The organism is Polaribacter cellanae (assembly GCF_017569185.1).
In the GTDB taxonomy this organism is placed as follows: domain Bacteria; phylum Bacteroidota; class Bacteroidia; order Flavobacteriales; family Flavobacteriaceae; genus Polaribacter; species Polaribacter cellanae.
The window spans coordinates 844,433-863,479 of the sequence record NZ_CP071869.1 but is presented as its reverse complement, the minus strand read 5'-3'; the positions used below and the strand labels follow the sequence as shown (position 1 = coordinate 863,479).

Sequence of the window (19,047 nt, the reverse complement as noted above, 5' to 3'; positions counted from 1 at the left end):
ACTCTAATCGCCATCGTTATCTGTAAATGTTACAGTGATAGACAAAGTACTGGCTACATCCACTTTTATCAATACAATTAATTCTTTAATGTGTTGATATAAGTTATTTACTTTTAAATTCTTAGCATTTATAACTTCTTTAAGCGAAGAATTAGAGAATGAAGAAATATCATTTTCAATTGCTAAAAATTGATTTTTTATAGCTGTGTTTATATCATCATTATTAGAAATTAGGCTTACATAATCGTCTAAACCATAGGTGTTTCCAAAATAGGTAGCTTTTAATGACTCGATATTTTTTTCAATTATATCTAAAGAAATTCCACTTTTATCTGCTTGAAGTAAATTGGTGCTTACAGTTGTAGAATTCTCTAAACCAGAAGGTTCTCCGATCTTAAAACGTTTTATATTTTCTAATAAAACATTCATTTGGTTAACAATCCTATTTATACTTCCATCAAGGCCAGATGTTTTGTTTTTGATAAAAATGCTACTATAAGATTCCCATTGATCTTTTAATGAATTTACTTTTTTTAACAAATTTTCTCCTAAATAAATTAGGTAATCTAAACGTCTTTGATCGGAAAAAGCAGTAATTGTTTCTGCAGTAGTTTTTTCAAAAATTAAATATTCAATAGCGCTTAAACCTCTAGTTTTTGTGGGAGAACTGTTTATAGAACTTTCGGAAATTACATGAGTAGAAGCAATAAAATTTTCTATACCTGTTTCGTTTGCAGTCCAACTATAAATTGCTAAATGAATTCCGGTATTTTTGATGACTCCGAAATCACCAACTTCGGTTTTAGAATAAGATAAAGCTGCATTTTTCCAGGCAGTTTTTAGGCTTAATAAATTTTGATTATTTAGGTTTGTTGAAAATTTTAAAATAGCCTCGTTTAGTTTCTCTGAATTTAAAACAAATTCCTCATTGGCAGGAGTTATTGTATTATTTACAAATTCTGTTTGATACTTTTGAATGTCAAAGGCAACTTTTTCTGAAAAATTATCTTTATTACAAGCAATTATAGTGCAGAAAATAGCAATTAAAAATACTGTTTTTTTAATCATTTTAAAGAGAGTTAATAAAAGCCAGTACATTTGTTCTGTCTTCTTTTGTTAATTTTTTGTAGTTGTTTTTTGCGTTTTCAGCCTCTCCACCATGCCAAAGAATGGCTTCTTGAATGTTTCTTGCGCGTCCATCGTGTAAAAGAAATGTATGACTGTTTACTTCGTGAATCATTCCAATTCCCCATAAAGGTTGTGTTCTCCATTCTTTACCAGAAGCCAAAAAATCGGGTCTGTTATCTGCTAAATCTTCACCCATATCATGTAAAAGAAAATCGGAAAAAGGTCTAATCGTTACGTTTTGTAAAATAGGGTTAAAAGGATAATTATTAGAAGTTGTAAATACTTCTGTATGGCAACTTGTACATTTTAAATCTCTAAATATTTGTTTTCCTTTTAAAACTTCTTCAGCATTGTAATTTCTTCGAATGGGTACAGAAAGCGAGGATGAGTAAATCATTATATTATCTAAAGATTTATCTGTTACTTCTGGCGTTCCACCATTTTCTGCATCTAAACAATCTTTTTGTGGAGAAGGGCAATTTTTATCAGGAAATATAGAAGTGGTTAACCCCATATCTCCACTAAAAGCACCAGCAACTTGCTGACGTAAAGTAGGTTGATTCGCTTTCCAACCAAATTTACCCAATACCGTTTTTTTGGAAGAAAAGTCCCATACGTAATTTGCTCTTCCAGAAATTCCGTCGTTATTTGTATCCATCTCGTCTTCATTGGCAAGAATAGCTTCCTTAGATAAAGCGTCAATTAAACCTAAGCCAATAACTTGTTGCCCAACTCTTGGAGACGTTAATACATTTTGAAGTGAACCAAATTGTTCATTAGAAATGGTGTAAATTGGTTTTCTTAACTCATATTTTTCACCATCGCTAAAAGTGCCAGAAATAGTGTTGAATTTTACACTTACTTTTGCCTCAAACGAAACCCCTAAATTTGCGTGCTCTTGAATTTGATCTCCATAGTTTGCTACATTTTTGGGGCCACCAACTGCATTTTGTCCATGTTCGCTTATTCTCATTAAAAAACCTGCGGAAAATTCTTGTCCAACATCCAAAGGCATTCCTCTACCATCTTTATTGTGGCAAGAACTACAAGACCTGGCGTTAAATGTTGGCCCCAAACCATCTCTGGCGGTTGTTGAAGAGGGCGCACTCACCCAATTTTGTCTAAAAAGAGAATTTCCAACGAAAAAAAGTAAATCTGTATTCGTAGGCAAACCTGGTACTGCTTGGTCAAAAGCATTAGAACCTAAAAGGGTTGTGGTTAGTTTTCCTGCGGATAATTCTTCTCCTTCTTCATAATTTCCAATAGAAATATAAGTTTCTTTTTTACTACAAGAAATAATTAAAATTAGACCAAACAAAAGAGGTAAATGTTTCATTTATAAAAAAAGGTTTAATGCAAAAAACCAAACTATCTTTGCGAATAGAGATAGTTTGGTTACATAAAATATGATATTTCGTTAAGAAAATTTTAGACACTTGGGGCAATTGTTTTTCCTGTAATTGTTTTTCCAGATTGTGCTAATAAATCGCCTTGTTTTCTTAAAGATAAAACAGCAGCCATTACTGGTTTGTTAAAATTATCTAACGTTTCTCCGATAATTAAAAAATCGAAATATTTAGCATCAGAAATAGCTGTAACTTTGGTCATTACTTCGCTTGTAGTCGTAGCTAAATCTGTAGATTCTTTTGTGTTTATCAATGCTAAAACATCCAATAAAGAAGTCCCAGAAATACTTGTTCCGTCTATTCTTTTATAAGTTCCGTTAATAATATTATTGATAGATTTTGCATTTAAAAATATATCTCTATTTGTATTGTCAGAAAAACAAGAATGTTCGTCTTCTTGCGATTGATTTTTAACTGCAACCGCCATTCTTTCTCCGGCTAATTCACCTTTACTTAATTTTGCAGCACCTCTAAGAATCATGCTAATTGCATCATCTGCTGGCATTCCTAAAAAAGATTCTCTATAAGTTGCGCCTATTTTCCATTGGTTTGTAACAGATTTTAAATCGTCAATTAACAATTCTGTGGCAACTTTTAAATATTGCCCTCTTCGCGTTGCATTTGCATCTGTTGTATAATCTGTTAAAGGTCTTTGTCCGCTCATTTTTGCTGAAGGTGCTGTATTGTCTTGACCCCATAAAAGAAATTCAATTGCGTGAAAACCAATGGTTACATTCGATTCATTTTCATTATAACCAGAAATATTTTTAAGAGTTTCTTTGGTTAAATTAGGATATTTACTTGCATTACCAACAATATTTTGTCTATTATCAGACAAATCCTGTCCACCCGTTCCATTTGCCACATAATCTATTAAAGCCTCATCCAAAGGCCAGGCGTTAATGTAACCTTCTGGTTCTCCATCAGCACCATCAATTGGCCCATCATAAAAACGGTATGCTTCCGTTTGTCCATAAGGTTCTCTAGAAGCTAGCCAAGCAAGCTTAGCGTTTTCAAAAGTTGTAGTAGTTGGTGTTTCAACAAAAGCATCAACCGCTGCTTTTAACTCATTTAATTTTTTTACAGAATCTTCATAACTTGCCAAAACAATGTTTGCATAGTTTTCTACAAATGCTGTTTTCTTTTCAGCTAGGTTATTGGCAGGGTTTGTTGGATTATCGTCCTTTGAACAGCTTTTTAGGATAATTACTGAGCATAACAATAAAGTAATTTTAAATATACTTTTCATTTTTAAATTTTATTTAGATTAGTTTTAAATAGACTGCAAATTAAAAAAATGGTTTTCAATAAAACAAGATTTATTTAGATTAATTAAGGATAATGATTTTCAACATTTTAGATATGTTGTAAAATAATTATCAAACAATTCATTAATTAATCGTAAATTTGCACGCAATTATACTTTAATTGCACTATGACAGCACACAACAACAAAATTTTAGGAGAAGGTTTAACGTATGACGACGTTTTATTGGTTCCTGCCTTTTCAGAAGTACTTCCAAGAGAAGTAAGTATTCAAACAAAATTTACAAAAAATATTACCATTAACGTTCCAATAGCCTCAGCTGCGATGGACACTGTTACAGAATCCGCTTTGGCAATTGCCATTGCAAGAGAAGGTGGTATTGGCGTTTTACATAAAAATATGACAATTGCTCAACAAGCATTGGAAGTTAGAAAAGTAAAACGTGCAGAAAGTGGAATGATCTTAGATCCTGTTACTTTGCCTTTAAATGCAACTGTAGGAAATGCAAAAGCATTTATGAAAGAACACAGTATTGGCGGAATTCCTATTGTAGACGACAATGGAATTTTAAAAGGAATTGTTACCAATAGAGATTTGCGTTTCGAGCATGATGCAACAAGACCCATTGTAGATGTTATGACCAGTGAAAACTTGGTAACAGCAGCAGTGGGAACTTCTTTAACAGATGCAGAGAAAATTCTACAGAATTATAAAATAGAAAAACTTTTAATTGTAGATGATGTTTATAAATTAAAAGGATTAATTACTTTTAGAGATATTACCAAAGTGACTCAGAAACCAATCGCTAACAAAGATTCTTTTGGTAGATTAAGAGTTGCTGCTGCTTTAGGAGTTACTGGAGATGCTGTAGAAAGAGCAGAAGCGTTGGTAAATGCTGGAGTAGATGCAGTAATTATAGATACAGCTCATGGACACACAAAAGGTGTGGTGATGGTTTTAAAACATGTAAAAGAAAAATTTCCAGAATTAGATGTTGTGGTTGGAAATATTGCAACTTCTGCTGCAGCTAAATATCTAGTAGAAGCTGGTGCAGATGCTGTAAAAGTAGGTATTGGTCCAGGTTCTATTTGTACAACAAGAGTAGTGGCTGGAGTTGGTTTTCCTCAATTTTCTGCGGTATTAGAAGTTGCTGCAGCGATTAAAGGAAGTGGAGTTCCAGTGATTGCAGATGGTGGAATTCGTTATACAGGAGATATCCCAAAAGCGATTGCTGCTGGTGCAGATTGTGTAATGTTAGGTTCTTTATTAGCAGGTACAAAAGAATCTCCAGGAGAAACCATTATTTACGAAGGAAGAAAATTTAAATCTTATAGAGGAATGGGATCTGTAGAAGCGATGAAACAAGGTTCTAAAGATCGTTATTTCCAAGATGTGGAAGCAGATATTAAGAAATTAGTGCCAGAAGGAATTGTAGGGCGTGTGCCTTATAAAGGAGATTTAGATGAAAGCATCCACCAATTTATTGGTGGTTTGCGTGCAGGAATGGGCTATTGTGGCGCAAAAGACATCGAAACTTTAAAAGAAACAGGACAATTTGTTAGAATTACCGCAAGCGGAATTAATGAAAGTCATCCTCATGATGTGGCAATTACCAAAGAAGCACCAAATTATAGTAGAAGATAAATTTACTTTTTATAAATATGAAAACCGAGCAATTTGCTCGGTTTTTTTGTTTCTTCAATTTTGTTATTGAGGCTGATTTATTCTTTGCCTGTTGTAATAATAAGCAATTCCGATAATGGTTAAAATTTCTGCGATTACAGATAAATAAGAACCTTCAAAACCAAAAGCGCCTCCATTTACTAAATTTGCTTCATTTATTTTAAACTCAATAATGGAATAGGCGTCTTGACCACTAACATTAAATCCTAAAAGTGTTTGAAACAAGTTCCAACTTAAATGCATTGCAATTGGAAACCATAAATTTTTGGTATAAATATAAGATAAACCCAGTACAATTCCTGCTAAAAACAAATCAAATAAAGAAAATAAGTTTACATTTGGGTTGAAACTATGTGCCAAAGAAAATAATATGGATGATAGTATTAAAGCTATGTATTTGTGAAAAGAACTCATTAAGTTTTTTAAAACATAACCTCGAATAAGTGTTTCCTCAACAATAGCGACAATTGTAAATAAACATATTGATATTAATAATTCTTTAAAGTCGAAATTTATCTTAACGAAAAAGATTTCTTCAAAATATATTAAGAGAAAATAGCCTAACACCATAATTATAAAACCAATGATAATTCCATAAATAAAATCTTTGAATCTATTTTTAGTTTGAAAACCAAGTTCAATAAATTTCTCTTTATCTACAAACTTCATAAAAAGCCAAATCACTAAAAAAGTACCTGCTAAATCGAAAAAACTTGTTGTAAGCTGTTGAATAGATGTTTCTTTATATTCAAGGTTTGTATAATCGACACCAGCAAGATTCGCTCCAATTAGTTGAAATATGCCAACTATAAAGAAGTATGCAATTATAAATAGAAATATTCTTCCTATTGTGTTGCATTTTAGGGTTTTTCTATTCATTTATGATTGGCTAGGTTATTGATTTTTGTTAACAATAATAACATAAAACATTCTAATGATTTAAATAATAAGTTAGCGAAATTATAATGACACTTTCCCACAAAGTGTGTAAGTTAAAAATCAACAGGTACCCTCCCTAATTTCCTTTTTTTATCAACAAAACAGCCTTCTCAGCAAAACGCTCTCCCATGATTTTATAACCATTTTTAGACATATGTAAGTCGTTAATTATTTCTTTATTGTTTCTAATAATTCCGTCATTTAAGTCGTCTGTATTTATCCATGCAAAATTTGGTTGTGATTCTGCAATTTTTACTTGGGCTTCTCTAACGAGTGTCCAATCTGGGTATCTTTCATTTTTCATATCGAAATCGCACAATCTTCCAATGACAAAATTTACGTCTTTTCTTTCCAAATCATTAGAAAGCTGATTGTATAAACCCAATAAACTTTCTTCATACACATTTCCTTGGTTGGTTCTTGCATCGCGTTCGCCTTGCATCCAAATGAAAGTAACTGTGTCAAAATTTTTAGTTTTGATGGCTTTATTCACTTTTACCATTAAAGTATCGTATAAATTTCCGTTTTTAGGATCAATTTCTCCATGTAAAGGTTTCCAGTTTTTATACCAACGTTTTATAGGTTGCGTTCCTAAAGCATATTTTACGACAGTTACATTATTTTCTCCAAACGCCTTTTTTACGGCTGGCGTAAAAGAAACATTAGGATTTAGACGTGCCATATTAGACTGTCCAGAAAGAATAAATAAATGTTGCTGATTTTCTTTTTTATTACAAGAATTCAATAGTAAAGCGATACATACAATAAATAATATTTTTGATAATTTCATATGCTTAAACGGATTTTGGTTTTTTATTTTTTTGATTTTTCTACCAATTCTAATTTATCAACGGAAGTTTTTGTGGTAAAAAAACCATAGTTAATGGTTACTTTTTTCTTATCGATTTTATCGATAGTTCCCACAGAATTGGAATCGATAATTCGCACTCTGTCGTTTATTTTATATACGTATTCCAATTTTTCTTTGGCAATTTTAGCGGCTGTAATTTTCTTTTCTTTACGAACTTCTACTACTTTTTCTAAAACTTCTTTTTCTACTTTTTTAATAACTTGTTGCATTTGCTTTTCAATAACTTTGGCTTTCTTTTGCTGAGCCTTTGTAGTTTTTAAAGGTCTTTTTTTGGCATATTTTACTTTTTCATCTGCAACCCATTTGTTAAAATTGGTATTTAACTCTTTTTTGTTATTCGTTTGAAAGTATTTATTTAGTAATTCGTTTGTTTTTCTGCCTAAAGACAACATTTTCTGATTCTGGTCGTACAATTCTTGAAAACCAGATAATTTATCTTGAATTTTCTGTTCTTTTTCCTGTAAACTCTCTAAGTGTTCTTGTCCTTTTGTTTTCTGTTTCTCTAAACTGTCCGAATTTTTTTGAAGTTTATTTCGTTCTTTTTGAAGTTTAGAAATGGTTTTATCCAAACGAATTTTCTCGTTTTCAACACGCTTTTTTGCTTTGTTAATTAAACTATAAGGAATTCCATTTTTTTGAGCGACTTCAAAAGTAAAAGAGCTTCCTGCTTGCCCTACAAAAAGTTTGAATAATGGTTCCAAAGAACGCTCATCAAACTGCATATTGGCGTTGGTAACATTCTCCAATTCGTTCGCCAATACTTTTAAGTTGGAGTAGTGGGTTGTAATAATTCCGAAGGCTTTTTTATTATAAAATTCTTCCAAGAAAATTTCAGCCAAAGCTCCACCCAATTCAGGGTCGGAACCTGTACCAAATTCATCAATTAAAAATAAGGTATTTTCGTTACATTTTCGTAAAAAGTAACGCATATTTTTTAATCGATAACTATAGGTACTTAATTGATTTTCAATAGATTGGTTGTCTCCAATATCTGTTAAAATCGTATCGAAAATATACGTCTTACTTCTTTCTTCCACAGGAATTAAAAGTCCACTTTGTAACATTAATTGTAACAAACCAATGGTTTTTAAAGTGATGCTTTTTCCACCAGCATTGGGTCCAGAAATAACAATTATTTGCTGTTTTTCATTCAGTTCTATACTTTGTGGAACGATTTTTAGGTTTTTCTCTTTATTTTTTTTCCATAAAATAGGATGATAAGCATCTTTAAACAAAACCTTTTTTTCTCGAGAAATTTTGGGTAATAATCCATTAATTTCTTGCGCATATTTTGCTTTTGCGCCTATAGCATCTATATGTGTTACATATTCTAAATATTCGTGAATTAAATCGATCACAGGGCGAATGGTTTCCGCAAGATTTCGTAATATTTTTAAAATTTCTTGTTTTTCTTCGTATAATAGATTTTGATATTCTCTAGAAAAAGCCAAGGTTGCTTGTGGTGCGATATAAACAATATTTCCAGATTTGGAAGCACCTAAAAAACTACCAGCCACTTTTTTACGATGCATTGCTAAAACAGCCAAAACACGCTGATTGTCGATAACACTTTCCTTAATATCATCTAAATAACCAGCAGATATGGCTTTGCTTAACGCATTTGAAAAACTTTGCCCGATTTTTCCTCGAATATGATTGATATCTTTTCGGATTTGTTTTAAAGCAGAAGAAGCGTCGTTTTTTACAATGCCGCTTAATTCTATAATTTTTTTGATTTCATCATCTACAAAAGTGCTGAATTCAATTTCTTGCGTCAATTTATAAAACGTAGGAAACTGAACTTCAAACTTCTTAAAAAACTTAATATGTTCGTTTACAGTTAAAGCAATACTCGCAATTTTTAAATACGCTTCTGGTTCTAAAAAGCTATTTTCTATGGCAAGTCTGTGAATGTCTTGCGTAACATTATCAAAACCATGATTTGGAACTCTGTTTTCGCTCTGAAAAGATTTTAGATATTCGTCTACTAAATTCAGTTCTGTAAAAAGTGTTTTTTTATTTGAAATTGGTAGAATTTCGAGTACTCTTTCTTTCCCCAATCCAGAAATGCAAAACTCTGAAACATGTTGCAAAACTGTTGAAAATTCTAAATCTTGTAATGTTTTTTCTGAAATGTTTGTTCTCAAATTTGTAATTTTGATATTTACTATTATCTCTGTTCGAACGCAGTCGAGAACTATCTAGATAACCTTTCGATTAAACTAAAAAGAGACATTTTAATCTATTGAACTCAAAGCACAAAAATAACAAACAATGCAAGTAAAAATAGCTGATTCTTGGAAAAATATTTTAAATCAAGAATTTGAAAAAACGTATTTTAAAAAATTAATTGGTTTTGTAAAAAACGAATATAAAAACCATACTTGTTTCCCAAAAGGACAAGATATTTTTGCTTCGTTTGATTTTTGTTCTTTTAACGATTTAAAAGTAGTAATTATTGGTCAAGATCCATACCATGGACCAAATCAAGCAAACGGATTGTGTTTCTCTGTAAAAGATGGCATTCCTAATCCACCTTCATTAATTAATATTTTTAAAGAAATTTCTAAGGATTTAGGAAAAGAACCCCCACAAAGTGGAAATTTAGAAAAATGGGCAAAACAAGGAGTTTTACTATTGAATGCAACGTTAACAGTAAGAGCTCATGAGGCTGGAAGTCACCAAAAACAAGGCTGGGAAACGTTTACAAACGAAGTAATTAAACAGATTTCTAAAGAAAACGAAAACATTATTTTTCTACTTTGGGGCGGATTTGCAAAAAAGAAAGCAAAATTAATTGATAAAAAGAAACACTTCATTTTAGAATCGGGGCATCCATCTCCATTAAGTGCAAATAGAGGTTACTGGTTTGGAAATAAACATTTCTCGAAAACAAATGAAATTTTAAAAGATTTGGGGAAAAAGGAAATTTTGTGGTAATTACACAGCAAGGGAGCATGCTCCCTTGTCAAACAAGAATGCCACAAATTCACGAATAAAAACTTATTCCTGTAAGTGTTCTCGATACAAAATTCTTGAAAAAAGAATTTCACTCGATTTAACAGCATTTTCTTACGCATTCGTAAAATAGTAAACTCACGTTTTGTAAGCTCGAGTGATTTTCGACTTTAGGAGAAAATTGTATCGAGAACTTTTGAGTCTGTAATACCTCCTTTTCGGCTTCGCTTATGATAAACTCTGGCAGAAATCTAAACAAAAACGATAAAAACTCTATAACTATATTAAGAATTAACATTTAGTTTTTAATCAAGCCCTGATTGAACCTTCCGATTTTGCTTAATACATGCTAATTGTTTAATCTGTTTTTTTAAGAGATTATAAGTAGTGAAAGCAAGAAATAGCTCCAAAAAATAATTGCAAGAGTATAATTCGTGTATTAGAGGTATTTTAAAAAAGCTGAAACAAGTTTAGTATAAAAAAAATCCGCTAAAAAAAAAGCGGATTTATCGAATTTGAAATTAAGAAACAAACGGATTTTATAACAAATCTGACTGTTTTAATGTTGTTTGAATAGTTGTGTCTGCATCTGCTAAACCACAAGATTGGGAAGTGCTTCTACATGAAGAAAAACAAATAATCCCTAAAACACAAATTGCAACAAATACTATTTTTTTCATTTTTTACTATTTTACGGGTTAAATGTACATATTTTTTATGAACTCTCCTGAATTTATCTTCTCTTCAATAACGTTAAAAGAAATCATTTTATTTTGAATACGAGTAATTAAATTTTTTGTCATTGGTTTTCCATCATTCCACTCTGTTATTTTTAGCCATTTTTGGATGTCTTCTAACTTCTGTTCATAACGTTTTGCTAAGATTTTATCAATATTATTAATTTCTTTAAAATCTTCGGTTTCTTTGTTAATTATATCTAAAACCTTCTTTACTTCGTTTAAATTATTTTCTAAAACTTCGTTTCTAACAGCAATTACAAAACAGGGCCAAGGAGTAGGGCAGTCGTCAATTCTTCTAAATGTTCCATCGTTTACCAAAGGTTTTGTAGTAAAATGTTCCCACATAAAATAATCGGCCTCACCATTGGTTAAAGAATCGATACCACCTTGTAAATTACCAACTACTTTAAACTTTAATTTGTCGATATTCCAACCTTGATTATAAGCATTTACAATCGCCATTAAATGCGAACCAGAACCAAATCTGCTAATTGCAATGGTAGCATTTTCTAAATCTTTAATTTTTTTAAAAGACGATTTTGCGTCTACGTGAATACCCCAAATTAAAGGTGTATCTACGAAAGTTTGCACAATTTTTGATGGATTTCCGTTTGCAATATCTTTTATAATTCCTTCTGTTAAAACAATGGCAATATCTACATTTCCGTTTCTTAATGCTTTGCACATTTGCCCAGTTCCACCATAATAATCTTGCCAACGTAAATTAATGTTTTCTTTGGTGTATTCTTTATTTTTTAATGTGAGATACCAAGGATAATTAAAGTGTTCTGGTACACCACCGATTTTTAAATCTGTCATTATATAATAAGCTTTTTAAGCGTATATTTTATTAAATCTTCCACTACTTTTTTGGGGTTTTCGCTAAAAGTACCATTTGCTCTGTTGGCAATAATGGCATTTAACGAAACTGCTTTATGACCTAATAATTTAGACAAGCCGTAAATTGCGGAAGTTTCCATTTCTAGGTTGGTAATTTTATGTTTTTTATACTGAAAACTATCAATTTTTTTATTTAAATTTTCGTCTTCTAATTGTAATCGTAACACACGACCTTGTGGTCCGTAAAAACCACCAGCAGTTGCTGTAATTCCTGAAAATATTTTTTCTGAAGTAAATTTTTGAGCAAGTTCTTGGCTATTTTCAACCAAAATAGGATGTGCTTTTTTAGTACTCCAATTGGTATGTTCTACAAAAGCATTTTCAATTTCTGAATTTGAAATTGCATCAATTTGGTAGGAGTGAAGCATACCATTTAAATCTAAACCATAAGAACTCATTAAAAAAGAGTCTACAGGGATATCTTTTTGCAGGGATCCTGAAGTTCCAATTCGAATGATATTTAAAGATGTTAAATTGTTTTTTGGTGTTCTTGTTTCTAAATTAATATTTACCAAAGCATCTAATTCATTTAGAACAATATCGATATTATCTGGGCCAATTCCTGTTGAAATTACTGAAATTCTTTTTCCTTTATAAACTCCAGTGGACGTTTTAAACTCTCTTTTTTGTGTTGTAAACTCAACAGAATCGAGGTATTTGGTAATTTTTTCTACTCTGTTTTGATCTCCCACAAAAATAATATCTCTCGCAATATTTTTGGGTTTTAAATTTAAGTGATAAACACTGCCATCTGGATTTAAAATTAGTTCAGATTTTTTTATACTCATATTCTTAAGAGGTAATTTGCCACAGTTTTTCGGTGGCATTGCTGTACAAAAAACTGTATTTTTTAGAACCTCCAAGATACGTTTTTTCTGAACGTATTTCTCTATAAAAATTAGCCTGATTGTCTAAAACATTTTTCCCTTTCTTAGAAAGTTTTACAGGATTAAAAGAAGAAAATAATTTTTGAAGTTTGTTTAAATTATTATGATATTGGATATCTCCAAAACCAAAAACTTCTTGTTCGGCTAATAATTTTCCAACCAATTGATTTTTGGATGGTAAGCCATTGTTGTTTGCGGTTTGTAAAATAAAATTTTCCACGTTATTTAACCCATTTTCAATAGAAGGAAACCTTTTTAAATGCGCTTCTAATGCTTTTGTTAAATATTTAAAAGGCGACATTGGATTAAACTGGTGTACTTTTTCTAATCGCAAAGGACTGTCGGAACAATACAATTGCCAAATATAATCGGCATATTCGATATCGTCTTCCGAAAGCTCTATTCTGTTTTTGTAATGTTGTTGAATCTGTTGTTCCGAAAGTTCGGGAATAGCTAGCATTTTTGTGGCAGCTTTTACTTTTCCACTACAAACTAAAGAAATTTCATACCCTTTTCTGTAACGTTTTAACCAACTTATTACAGCAATCATATTAATTTGACAAAACAAATCGTACTCAAACCATAATACTATTTGTTTGTTTTCTTTCTTATTACAGAGTTTTCGATATTCTTTAACTGTGTAGTCTATAAAATTTTGTTTGCTTACTTTGTAAGCCGATTTAAAGAAATCGTATCTAGTTTTCCAAAAAATATCACTCCCAACATTGGTTGTGGTTTTTCCTTCACAGAGCATTTCTCTCCATGTAATAAAATCTCCAGAAATTTGTAGCTTTTTTAGATAGTTAGTAGTACTATCTCCATTTGTAATGTGTAAAATTGAAGAACTCATAATGAATTGACAACGTTAATAATTGATTTTTGTTGTGTTGGCATAAAAATTAACTATCCACCAACGCGTTTTACTTTAAAACCTTTATCTTTTAACATAGACATAATTTTGTCTCTAAAATCACCTTGAATAATGATTTTATCATCTTTAAAACTTCCACCAACAGATAGTTTTGTCTTAATTTCTTTGGCTAAAAGTTTAAAGTCGGATGTCGCGCCATTATACCCTTCTAAAATGGTAATTGGCTTTCCTTTTCGTTTTTCATATTTGCAAAGAATTGGTTCGTCTTGCAACCAAATATTCGATTTTTCTTTTTTTGGTTCCTCAGTTTCTTGGTGTTCTGGAAACAAATTTTTTAGTTGATCTTTTAAGTCCATTTTTAAGTATGCAGTTGGCAGTTTTTAGTTCTCAGTCTTCAGTTGGCAGTCTTCAGTAGATAGTTAGTTGTTTACTTGTAGACTGCTTACTTATTTTTTAAGTCCCAATTCCTTTAATCTTTCGTCTAAAAACTCTCCAGCAGTAATATCTTCGAATTGTTTTGGATTGTTTTCGTCGATGCAATTTTCTAAAACATCGAGTTTCATATCGGATATTGGATGCATAAAAAACGGTACCGAGTAACGAGAAGTGCCCCACATTTCTTTTGGCGGATTTACAACTCTATGAATCGTAGATTTTAACTTGTTATTACTATGTCTAGACAGCATATCTCCAACATTAATCATTAATTCATCGGGTTCTGCTATGGCATCTATCCATTCTCCTTTATGGTTTTGAACCTGCAAACCTTTTCCTTGAGCACCCATTAATAAGGTAATTAAATTAATGTCTCCATGAGCTGCAGCTCTTTCTGCGCCTTTAGGTTCTGTTTTTATGGGTGGATAATGGATTGGTCGTAAAATACTATTTCCGTTTTTAATGTAATTGTCGAAATAAGTTTCTTTTAAACCTAAATGTAAAGCCAAAGAACGTAAAACGTATTTTGCCGTTTTTTCTAACATTTGGTAGGTTTGCTTTCCAACTTCGTTAAATCTTGGTAATTCTTCTACAATAACATTTTTTGGATATTCGTTTTTATATTTGGAGTCGTCTTCTACATATTGTCCAAAATGCCAGAATTCTTTTAAATCTCCTTCTTTTTTTCCTTTGGCAGATTCTTTTCCAAAAGAAACGTAACCACGTTGTCCGCCAATTCCTGATATTTCATATTTTTCTTTGGTTTCAATTGGTAAATTAAAGAAATTTTTAACTTCTTCATATAAATTTGAAACTAACTTATCATCTAAAAAATGACCTTTTAAAGCTACAAAACCAATGTTTTCGTACGCGTGACCAATTTCATCTATAAATTTTTGTTTTCTGTTTTTATCATCAGATAAAAAATCTGCTAAGTTTACGCTTGGAATTTTATTCATTATTAGAAGTTTAATAAAGGGGGATAAAGTTACTAAAAAATTAGGAATATTAATTTATAACAACCAAAATTTACGTTGAAAATAACTTTCGAAATAAAATAATTATTTTTTTGCAAATGGAATTAGATAAGAAAGTGTGTAATTAAAACCAAAACCAGTGTTACTTTCAAAAATTCTGTTGAAACCTGGCGCATATAAAGATTTAAATTTTTTTGGATCTTTTACACTCATCATTATTTTGTAAGATACACTAAAGCTAATAAAAAGGTTCTTAAAAGTTTCTGCTTTTATACCAATCATTAATTCGGACCAATGTGCATTTAAACCTGTTGTAGTTTTTGGTGTTGTAATTGGAATTGTTGGAAAATAATCTCCAAAATCTTTGCTTGAAGTATTGGGAGTATAACTATTTAATGTTTGTTCGAATAAACTAAACCCATATCTGTAACCTACAAAAATTTCGTTGTTCATGTCTAACCAATTTTTATAGGCATTGTAATTAACTCCTAAACGAATGTAATTTCCTTTAGAAGTTGAATTTGTGTAATCTTCGAAAGAGATTTCTTTTTCATAACCAATTTCTGCAGCTATATATAAATTTTTTTTAATTCGATAATCTCCAATAATTTCGAATCCGCTATAAGATTTATCAAATTGTGCTCTTATAGGTTTACTAACATCAATTCCAAGACGCAAACCATAACCTGTTTTGTAAATGATGCTGTCTTTTGTTTTAATTGTTAAAGAATCTTTTTTCTGTTCTTGTGAAAAACCATTAACAAAAACAAAAAAGAAACAAATGCTAATGAAATATTTGTACATGAGCAGAATTTTGATTGTCTATAATTGTTACTGTTGTGGGTGTAAAATCGGTAATCCAAGTATTTGGTTCTGCAGAAAAGGCTACATTTTTAAAAATAACACGATAACCACAAGAACGAGAAATATATTCTTGTTCAGTTTCATAAGTTATTGTAAAAGTGGCAAATTGATTATCCTTTCTTGCGCCATTTACTGTATTCTTTTTTAAGGTATACACTGTTTTTAAAGCGTTTGTGTTTAAAGGAATAGCAATACTATCTAAACTAGAGTTATTTACGAATAAACTATCTAATCCTTTGCTCTTAGCTACTAAAGAAAAACGCTGTACTCTTTTACGTGTTTCTCTATTGGTATCATCAAAAAAAGTAATAATTAAACGTGGCGTTACTGGATTTTGCAAACAGAAATCGTCTTTTTCGCAGGCGGAAATAAATGCGAGTATTACTAACAGAAAAAGAAATGTTTTTTTCATAAACTTAGTCTTCAACTTCTACAATTTTATTAATTGCTTCTGCCAATTTAAAATCTAATTCAGTAACTCCATCTGCATCGTGTGTTGTTAAAGTAATATCTAAAGTATTATACACATTCGTCCATTCTGGATGATGGTTTAATGCTTCACATTCAAAAGCAATTCTGTTCATGGCAGACATACAGTCTTTAAAATTATCGAACTCAAAATCAGTATGAAGCGCATCATCATAAAAATCCCAATCTGGTAGGTTTTCTATTCTTTTTTCTATTTCTTGGTCTGTAAGTTTTTTCATAAGAAGGTTTTTTTCTTTGTTGCTAAAATAGTTTGATTTTTATAAATAAAATAAGATTCTTTTAGAATTATGAGTTGATTTAACATTTATTTCAGGAATTTATACATTTTTACAAAAACAAATTTTGTAGATTAATTATATTTTGAAGCTAATAAAATAGAATTCATTTTCAAAAGTAAAATAGATCAATAAAATTTTTATATTATTATAGATTTCCTAATATTTATACACGTGTAAATAATTAAAATAAAACACGTATATTTACAAAAAGAATTAAAATGAACACAAAATTAACTTTAACTTTAGAAAAAAAAGTGATAGAAATCGCCAAAAAATACGCGAAAGAAAAAGGGCAAAGCCTTTCTGAAATGGTCGAAAATTATTTTAAGTTTATAACCAAAAGTGAAAATGTAGTGGAAGAAAAAGAGCTTTCTTATAAAGTAAGTAAGTTAAGAGGAATTATAAAAACGGAAACAGATATCGATTATAAGAAAACTTTAACAGAAGAATTATCTAAAAAATATGGCGCATAAATTATTTATAGATTCTGATGTAGTTATTGATTTTTTTACTGATAGAACTCCATTTGCAAATGCAGCAAGCAGAATTTTTGAATTGAATGAAAATGAGAATGTGGTCTTATATTTATCTGCAGTAAGTATTAACAACATTTATTATATTGTAAGAAAATATCTAGGTCATAAAAAAACACTTGAAATTATTGATATTTTGATAGAAATGACTGAAATAATAGGAACTACAAAGCAAGAAATTATTCAAGCTTTAAGAAATAATTTTAAAGACTTTGAAGATTCTATTCAATATTCTTCTGCGTTAAAAATTAAAGGTTTAGACGCTATTATAACTCGAAATATTAAAGATTACAAAAACTCAAAAATTGCGATTATGACACCAGATAGTTTTTTAAAAATGAGAAAAACAATTTAACTTTTCTCAAATAAAACCACAGTCTCAATATGACTCGTATGCGGAAACTGATCTACCAAACTAATTTTCTTCATTACATAACCCGCTTCTCTTAACAATTCTGTATCTCTTGCCTGCGTTGCAGGATTGCAGGAAACATACACCATTCTGTCTGCATTTAAATTGATAATTTTTTGCAATGTTTTTGGTGCAATTCCTGCTCTTGCAGGGTCTAAAATAATGGTTTTTATTTTATTTTGATATTCAGGATGTTGATTTAAAAACTTACCAACATCTGCAGCGAAAAACTTTAAACCTTCAATATTATTTCTGTTGGCATTTTTTTTTGCATCTTCAATAGCGGAAGCTACAATATCTACACCAACAATTTTTGCATTATTACTTTTAGCAGCTACAATTTGTCCAATGGTTCCTGTGCCACAAAACAAATCCATTACAACAGTATTATCTACTTTGGTTTTGTCTTCTAACACATATTCTACTACTTTGTTGTATAGTTTTTCGGCACATTTTGGGTTGGTTTGAAAAAAGCTTTTCGTGCTTATTTCAAAATTTAAACCTAATAATTCTTCTACAATTTTATCTTTTCCATAAACGAGTTTTAAACTTCCGGAGGTAGCTATGGTTCTATCGCCAGTTTCGTCGTTAATGGTGTGTAAAAGTCCTGCTAAACGTTTTCCAAAAATGCTTCTCAAAAATTCTGCAAATTTCTGTAAATCGAATTTATCCAAATCAGGAGAAGTTGTTACTAGATTACATAACAATTCGTCTGTTTTAAAAGATTTTCGGACTACAAAATACCTGAAAAAACCTTCTTTTTTGGGGCCATGCCAAGGAGCCAAACCCGTTTCTAAACAATAGTTTCGTATGTTTTTTAAATTGTCTTCCAATTGTTTGTCAAATAAACCAGAATCTTTTTCTAAATTATCGCCCATCCACCAAACGCCACGTCTTTTAAAACCAAGTGTAAATTCGTCTTTGTCGGTTTTGTTAATTCTGTCGTAACCAATTGCAGAAAAACCATATTCCATTTTATTTCTATAATGAAACACGTTTGGCGAGGTTACAAATTCGTCGAATAAATCTTCTATATTTTCTACTTTTCCTATTCTTTTAAATAATGAAAGTGTGCTTTCTTTTTTATATTTATGTTGAAACTTAATAGGTAATTGAATATAAGGCGCACCAGGAATGTCTTGAAAAGGAACTTCCACTTCGTCTTCTGAAGGTTCTAAAACATCAATTAATTTGGCTTCTGCGTAGTTTTTGCTAGATTTACTAATTTGTGCTTTTACCAATTGTCCTGGCAACGTATTCGGAACAAAAACAACAAAACTTCCTTCTTCGGAATGAATTCTGGCAATTCCTTTTCCTCCAAAAGCATAATCTTCAATTTTTAACTCTAAAACTTGATTTTTTTTTACAAACTTGTTGCGTTCTCTACGTGGCATTTTCAATTATTTTGG

General features: G+C 30.7%; 20 protein-coding genes. 4 read left to right on the top strand and 16 right to left on the bottom strand.

What is annotated here, in order from left to right; genetic code table 11:
* Positions 1–3: 3 nt before the first annotated feature.
* The 3 genes from J3359_RS04010 to J3359_RS04000 all read right to left on the bottom strand — a co-directional run bounded on the left by J3359_RS04010 (position 4) and on the right by J3359_RS04000 (position 3,783).
* Entirely contained in the window at positions 4–1,068 is a 1,065-nt protein-coding gene (locus J3359_RS04010) for an imelysin family protein (protein WP_208079463.1), read from the bottom strand.
* A gap of 1 nt (position 1,069) precedes the next feature.
* Positions 1,070–2,464, bottom strand: coding sequence for a di-heme oxidoreductase family protein (locus tag J3359_RS04005; protein WP_208079462.1), 1,395 nt, complete (start codon positions 2,462–2,464; stop codon positions 1,070–1,072).
* A gap of 92 nt (positions 2,465–2,556) precedes the next feature.
* A complete protein-coding gene (locus J3359_RS04000; protein ID WP_208079461.1) occupies positions 2,557–3,783 on the bottom strand; it encodes an imelysin family protein in 1,227 nt (408 codons plus the stop codon).
* 186 nt (positions 3,784–3,969) lie between these two features.
* Between J3359_RS04000 and guaB the strand changes: the two genes are divergently transcribed.
* Positions 3,970–5,445 carry an IMP dehydrogenase gene (gene guaB / locus J3359_RS03995; protein WP_208079460.1) on the top strand — a complete coding sequence of 492 codons (1,476 nt, stop codon included), beginning with the start codon at positions 3,970–3,972 and terminating at the stop codon, positions 5,443–5,445.
* A 63-nt stretch (positions 5,446–5,508) separates the two neighbouring features.
* Here guaB and J3359_RS03990 read toward each other — a convergent pair whose 3' ends face one another.
* The 3 genes from J3359_RS03990 to J3359_RS03980 form a co-directional block, all read right to left on the bottom strand.
* Positions 5,509–6,363 (bottom strand): CPBP family intramembrane glutamic endopeptidase, encoded by an 855-nt coding sequence (locus J3359_RS03990; RefSeq protein WP_208079459.1) that lies wholly within the window; start codon positions 6,361–6,363, stop codon positions 5,509–5,511.
* Positions 6,364–6,499: 136 nt separating this feature from the next.
* Positions 6,500–7,213, bottom strand: coding sequence for a sialate O-acetylesterase (locus J3359_RS03985; RefSeq protein ID WP_208079458.1), 714 nt, complete (start codon positions 7,211–7,213; stop codon positions 6,500–6,502).
* Between the two features lie 23 nt (positions 7,214–7,236).
* The gene (locus tag J3359_RS03980; RefSeq protein ID WP_208079457.1) at positions 7,237–9,441 is read right to left on the bottom strand and encodes an endonuclease MutS2; all 2,205 of its coding nucleotides are present in this window, start codon (positions 9,439–9,441) and stop codon (positions 7,237–7,239) included.
* Between the two features lie 127 nt (positions 9,442–9,568).
* On the opposite strand from J3359_RS03980, the gene J3359_RS03975 reads away from it, so the two are divergent.
* Complete coding sequence (locus J3359_RS03975) at positions 9,569–10,234, top strand: uracil-DNA glycosylase (protein WP_208079456.1); 666 nt, start codon at positions 9,569–9,571, stop codon at positions 10,232–10,234.
* A gap of 557 nt (positions 10,235–10,791) precedes the next feature.
* On the opposite strand, the gene J3359_RS03970 is transcribed toward J3359_RS03975, so the two are convergent.
* From J3359_RS03970 to J3359_RS03930, 9 genes are all read right to left on the bottom strand, one after another.
* Positions 10,792–10,932, bottom strand: coding sequence for a hypothetical protein (locus J3359_RS03970; protein WP_208079455.1), 141 nt, complete (start codon positions 10,930–10,932; stop codon positions 10,792–10,794).
* Positions 10,933–10,950: 18 nt separating this feature from the next.
* Positions 10,951–11,811 (bottom strand): substrate-binding domain-containing protein, encoded by an 861-nt coding sequence (locus tag J3359_RS03965; RefSeq protein ID WP_208079454.1) that lies wholly within the window; start codon positions 11,809–11,811, stop codon positions 10,951–10,953.
* Positions 11,811–12,680 carry a nucleoside phosphorylase gene (locus tag J3359_RS03960; RefSeq protein WP_208079453.1) on the bottom strand — a complete coding sequence of 290 codons (870 nt, stop codon included), beginning with the start codon at positions 12,678–12,680 and terminating at the stop codon, positions 11,811–11,813. The genes J3359_RS03965 and J3359_RS03960 overlap by 1 nt, the downstream gene beginning before the upstream one ends.
* A gap of 4 nt (positions 12,681–12,684) precedes the next feature.
* Positions 12,685–13,629 carry a DUF1835 domain-containing protein gene (locus J3359_RS03955; protein ID WP_208079452.1) on the bottom strand — a complete coding sequence of 315 codons (945 nt, stop codon included), beginning with the start codon at positions 13,627–13,629 and terminating at the stop codon, positions 12,685–12,687.
* A gap of 53 nt (positions 13,630–13,682) precedes the next feature.
* Entirely contained in the window at positions 13,683–14,006 is a 324-nt protein-coding gene (locus J3359_RS03950; protein WP_088353623.1) for a translation initiation factor, read from the bottom strand.
* 90 nt (positions 14,007–14,096) lie between these two features.
* Positions 14,097–15,044 carry an isopenicillin N synthase family dioxygenase gene (locus tag J3359_RS03945; protein WP_208079451.1) on the bottom strand — a complete coding sequence of 316 codons (948 nt, stop codon included), beginning with the start codon at positions 15,042–15,044 and terminating at the stop codon, positions 14,097–14,099.
* 102 nt (positions 15,045–15,146) lie between these two features.
* Positions 15,147–15,866 carry a DUF6048 family protein gene (locus J3359_RS03940; protein ID WP_208079450.1) on the bottom strand — a complete coding sequence of 240 codons (720 nt, stop codon included), beginning with the start codon at positions 15,864–15,866 and terminating at the stop codon, positions 15,147–15,149.
* Positions 15,847–16,338, bottom strand: a complete 492-nt coding sequence (locus tag J3359_RS03935) for a DUF6452 family protein (protein WP_208079449.1) — start codon at positions 16,336–16,338, stop codon at positions 15,847–15,849. Before J3359_RS03935 ends, J3359_RS03940 begins: the two co-directional genes overlap by 20 nt.
* A 4-nt stretch (positions 16,339–16,342) precedes the next feature.
* On the bottom strand, positions 16,343–16,633 hold the full coding sequence (locus J3359_RS03930) for a 4a-hydroxytetrahydrobiopterin dehydratase (RefSeq protein ID WP_208079448.1): 291 nt from the start codon (positions 16,631–16,633) through the stop codon (positions 16,343–16,345).
* Between the two features lie 278 nt (positions 16,634–16,911).
* Between J3359_RS03930 and J3359_RS03925 the strand changes: the two genes are divergently transcribed.
* On the top strand, positions 16,912–17,166 hold the full coding sequence (locus tag J3359_RS03925) for a DUF6364 family protein (protein WP_208079447.1): 255 nt from the start codon (positions 16,912–16,914) through the stop codon (positions 17,164–17,166).
* Positions 17,156–17,581, top strand: coding sequence for a type II toxin-antitoxin system VapC family toxin (locus tag J3359_RS03920; protein WP_208079446.1), 426 nt, complete (start codon positions 17,156–17,158; stop codon positions 17,579–17,581). The genes J3359_RS03925 and J3359_RS03920 overlap by 11 nt, the downstream gene beginning before the upstream one ends.
* On the opposite strand, the gene rlmD is transcribed toward J3359_RS03920, so the two are convergent.
* Positions 17,578–19,032, bottom strand: a complete 1,455-nt coding sequence (rlmD, locus tag J3359_RS03915) for a 23S rRNA (uracil(1939)-C(5))-methyltransferase RlmD (RefSeq protein ID WP_208079445.1) — start codon at positions 19,030–19,032, stop codon at positions 17,578–17,580. The two genes, J3359_RS03920 and rlmD, sit on opposite strands and share 4 nt — an antisense overlap.
* Between the last annotated feature and the right edge of the window lie 15 nt (positions 19,033–19,047).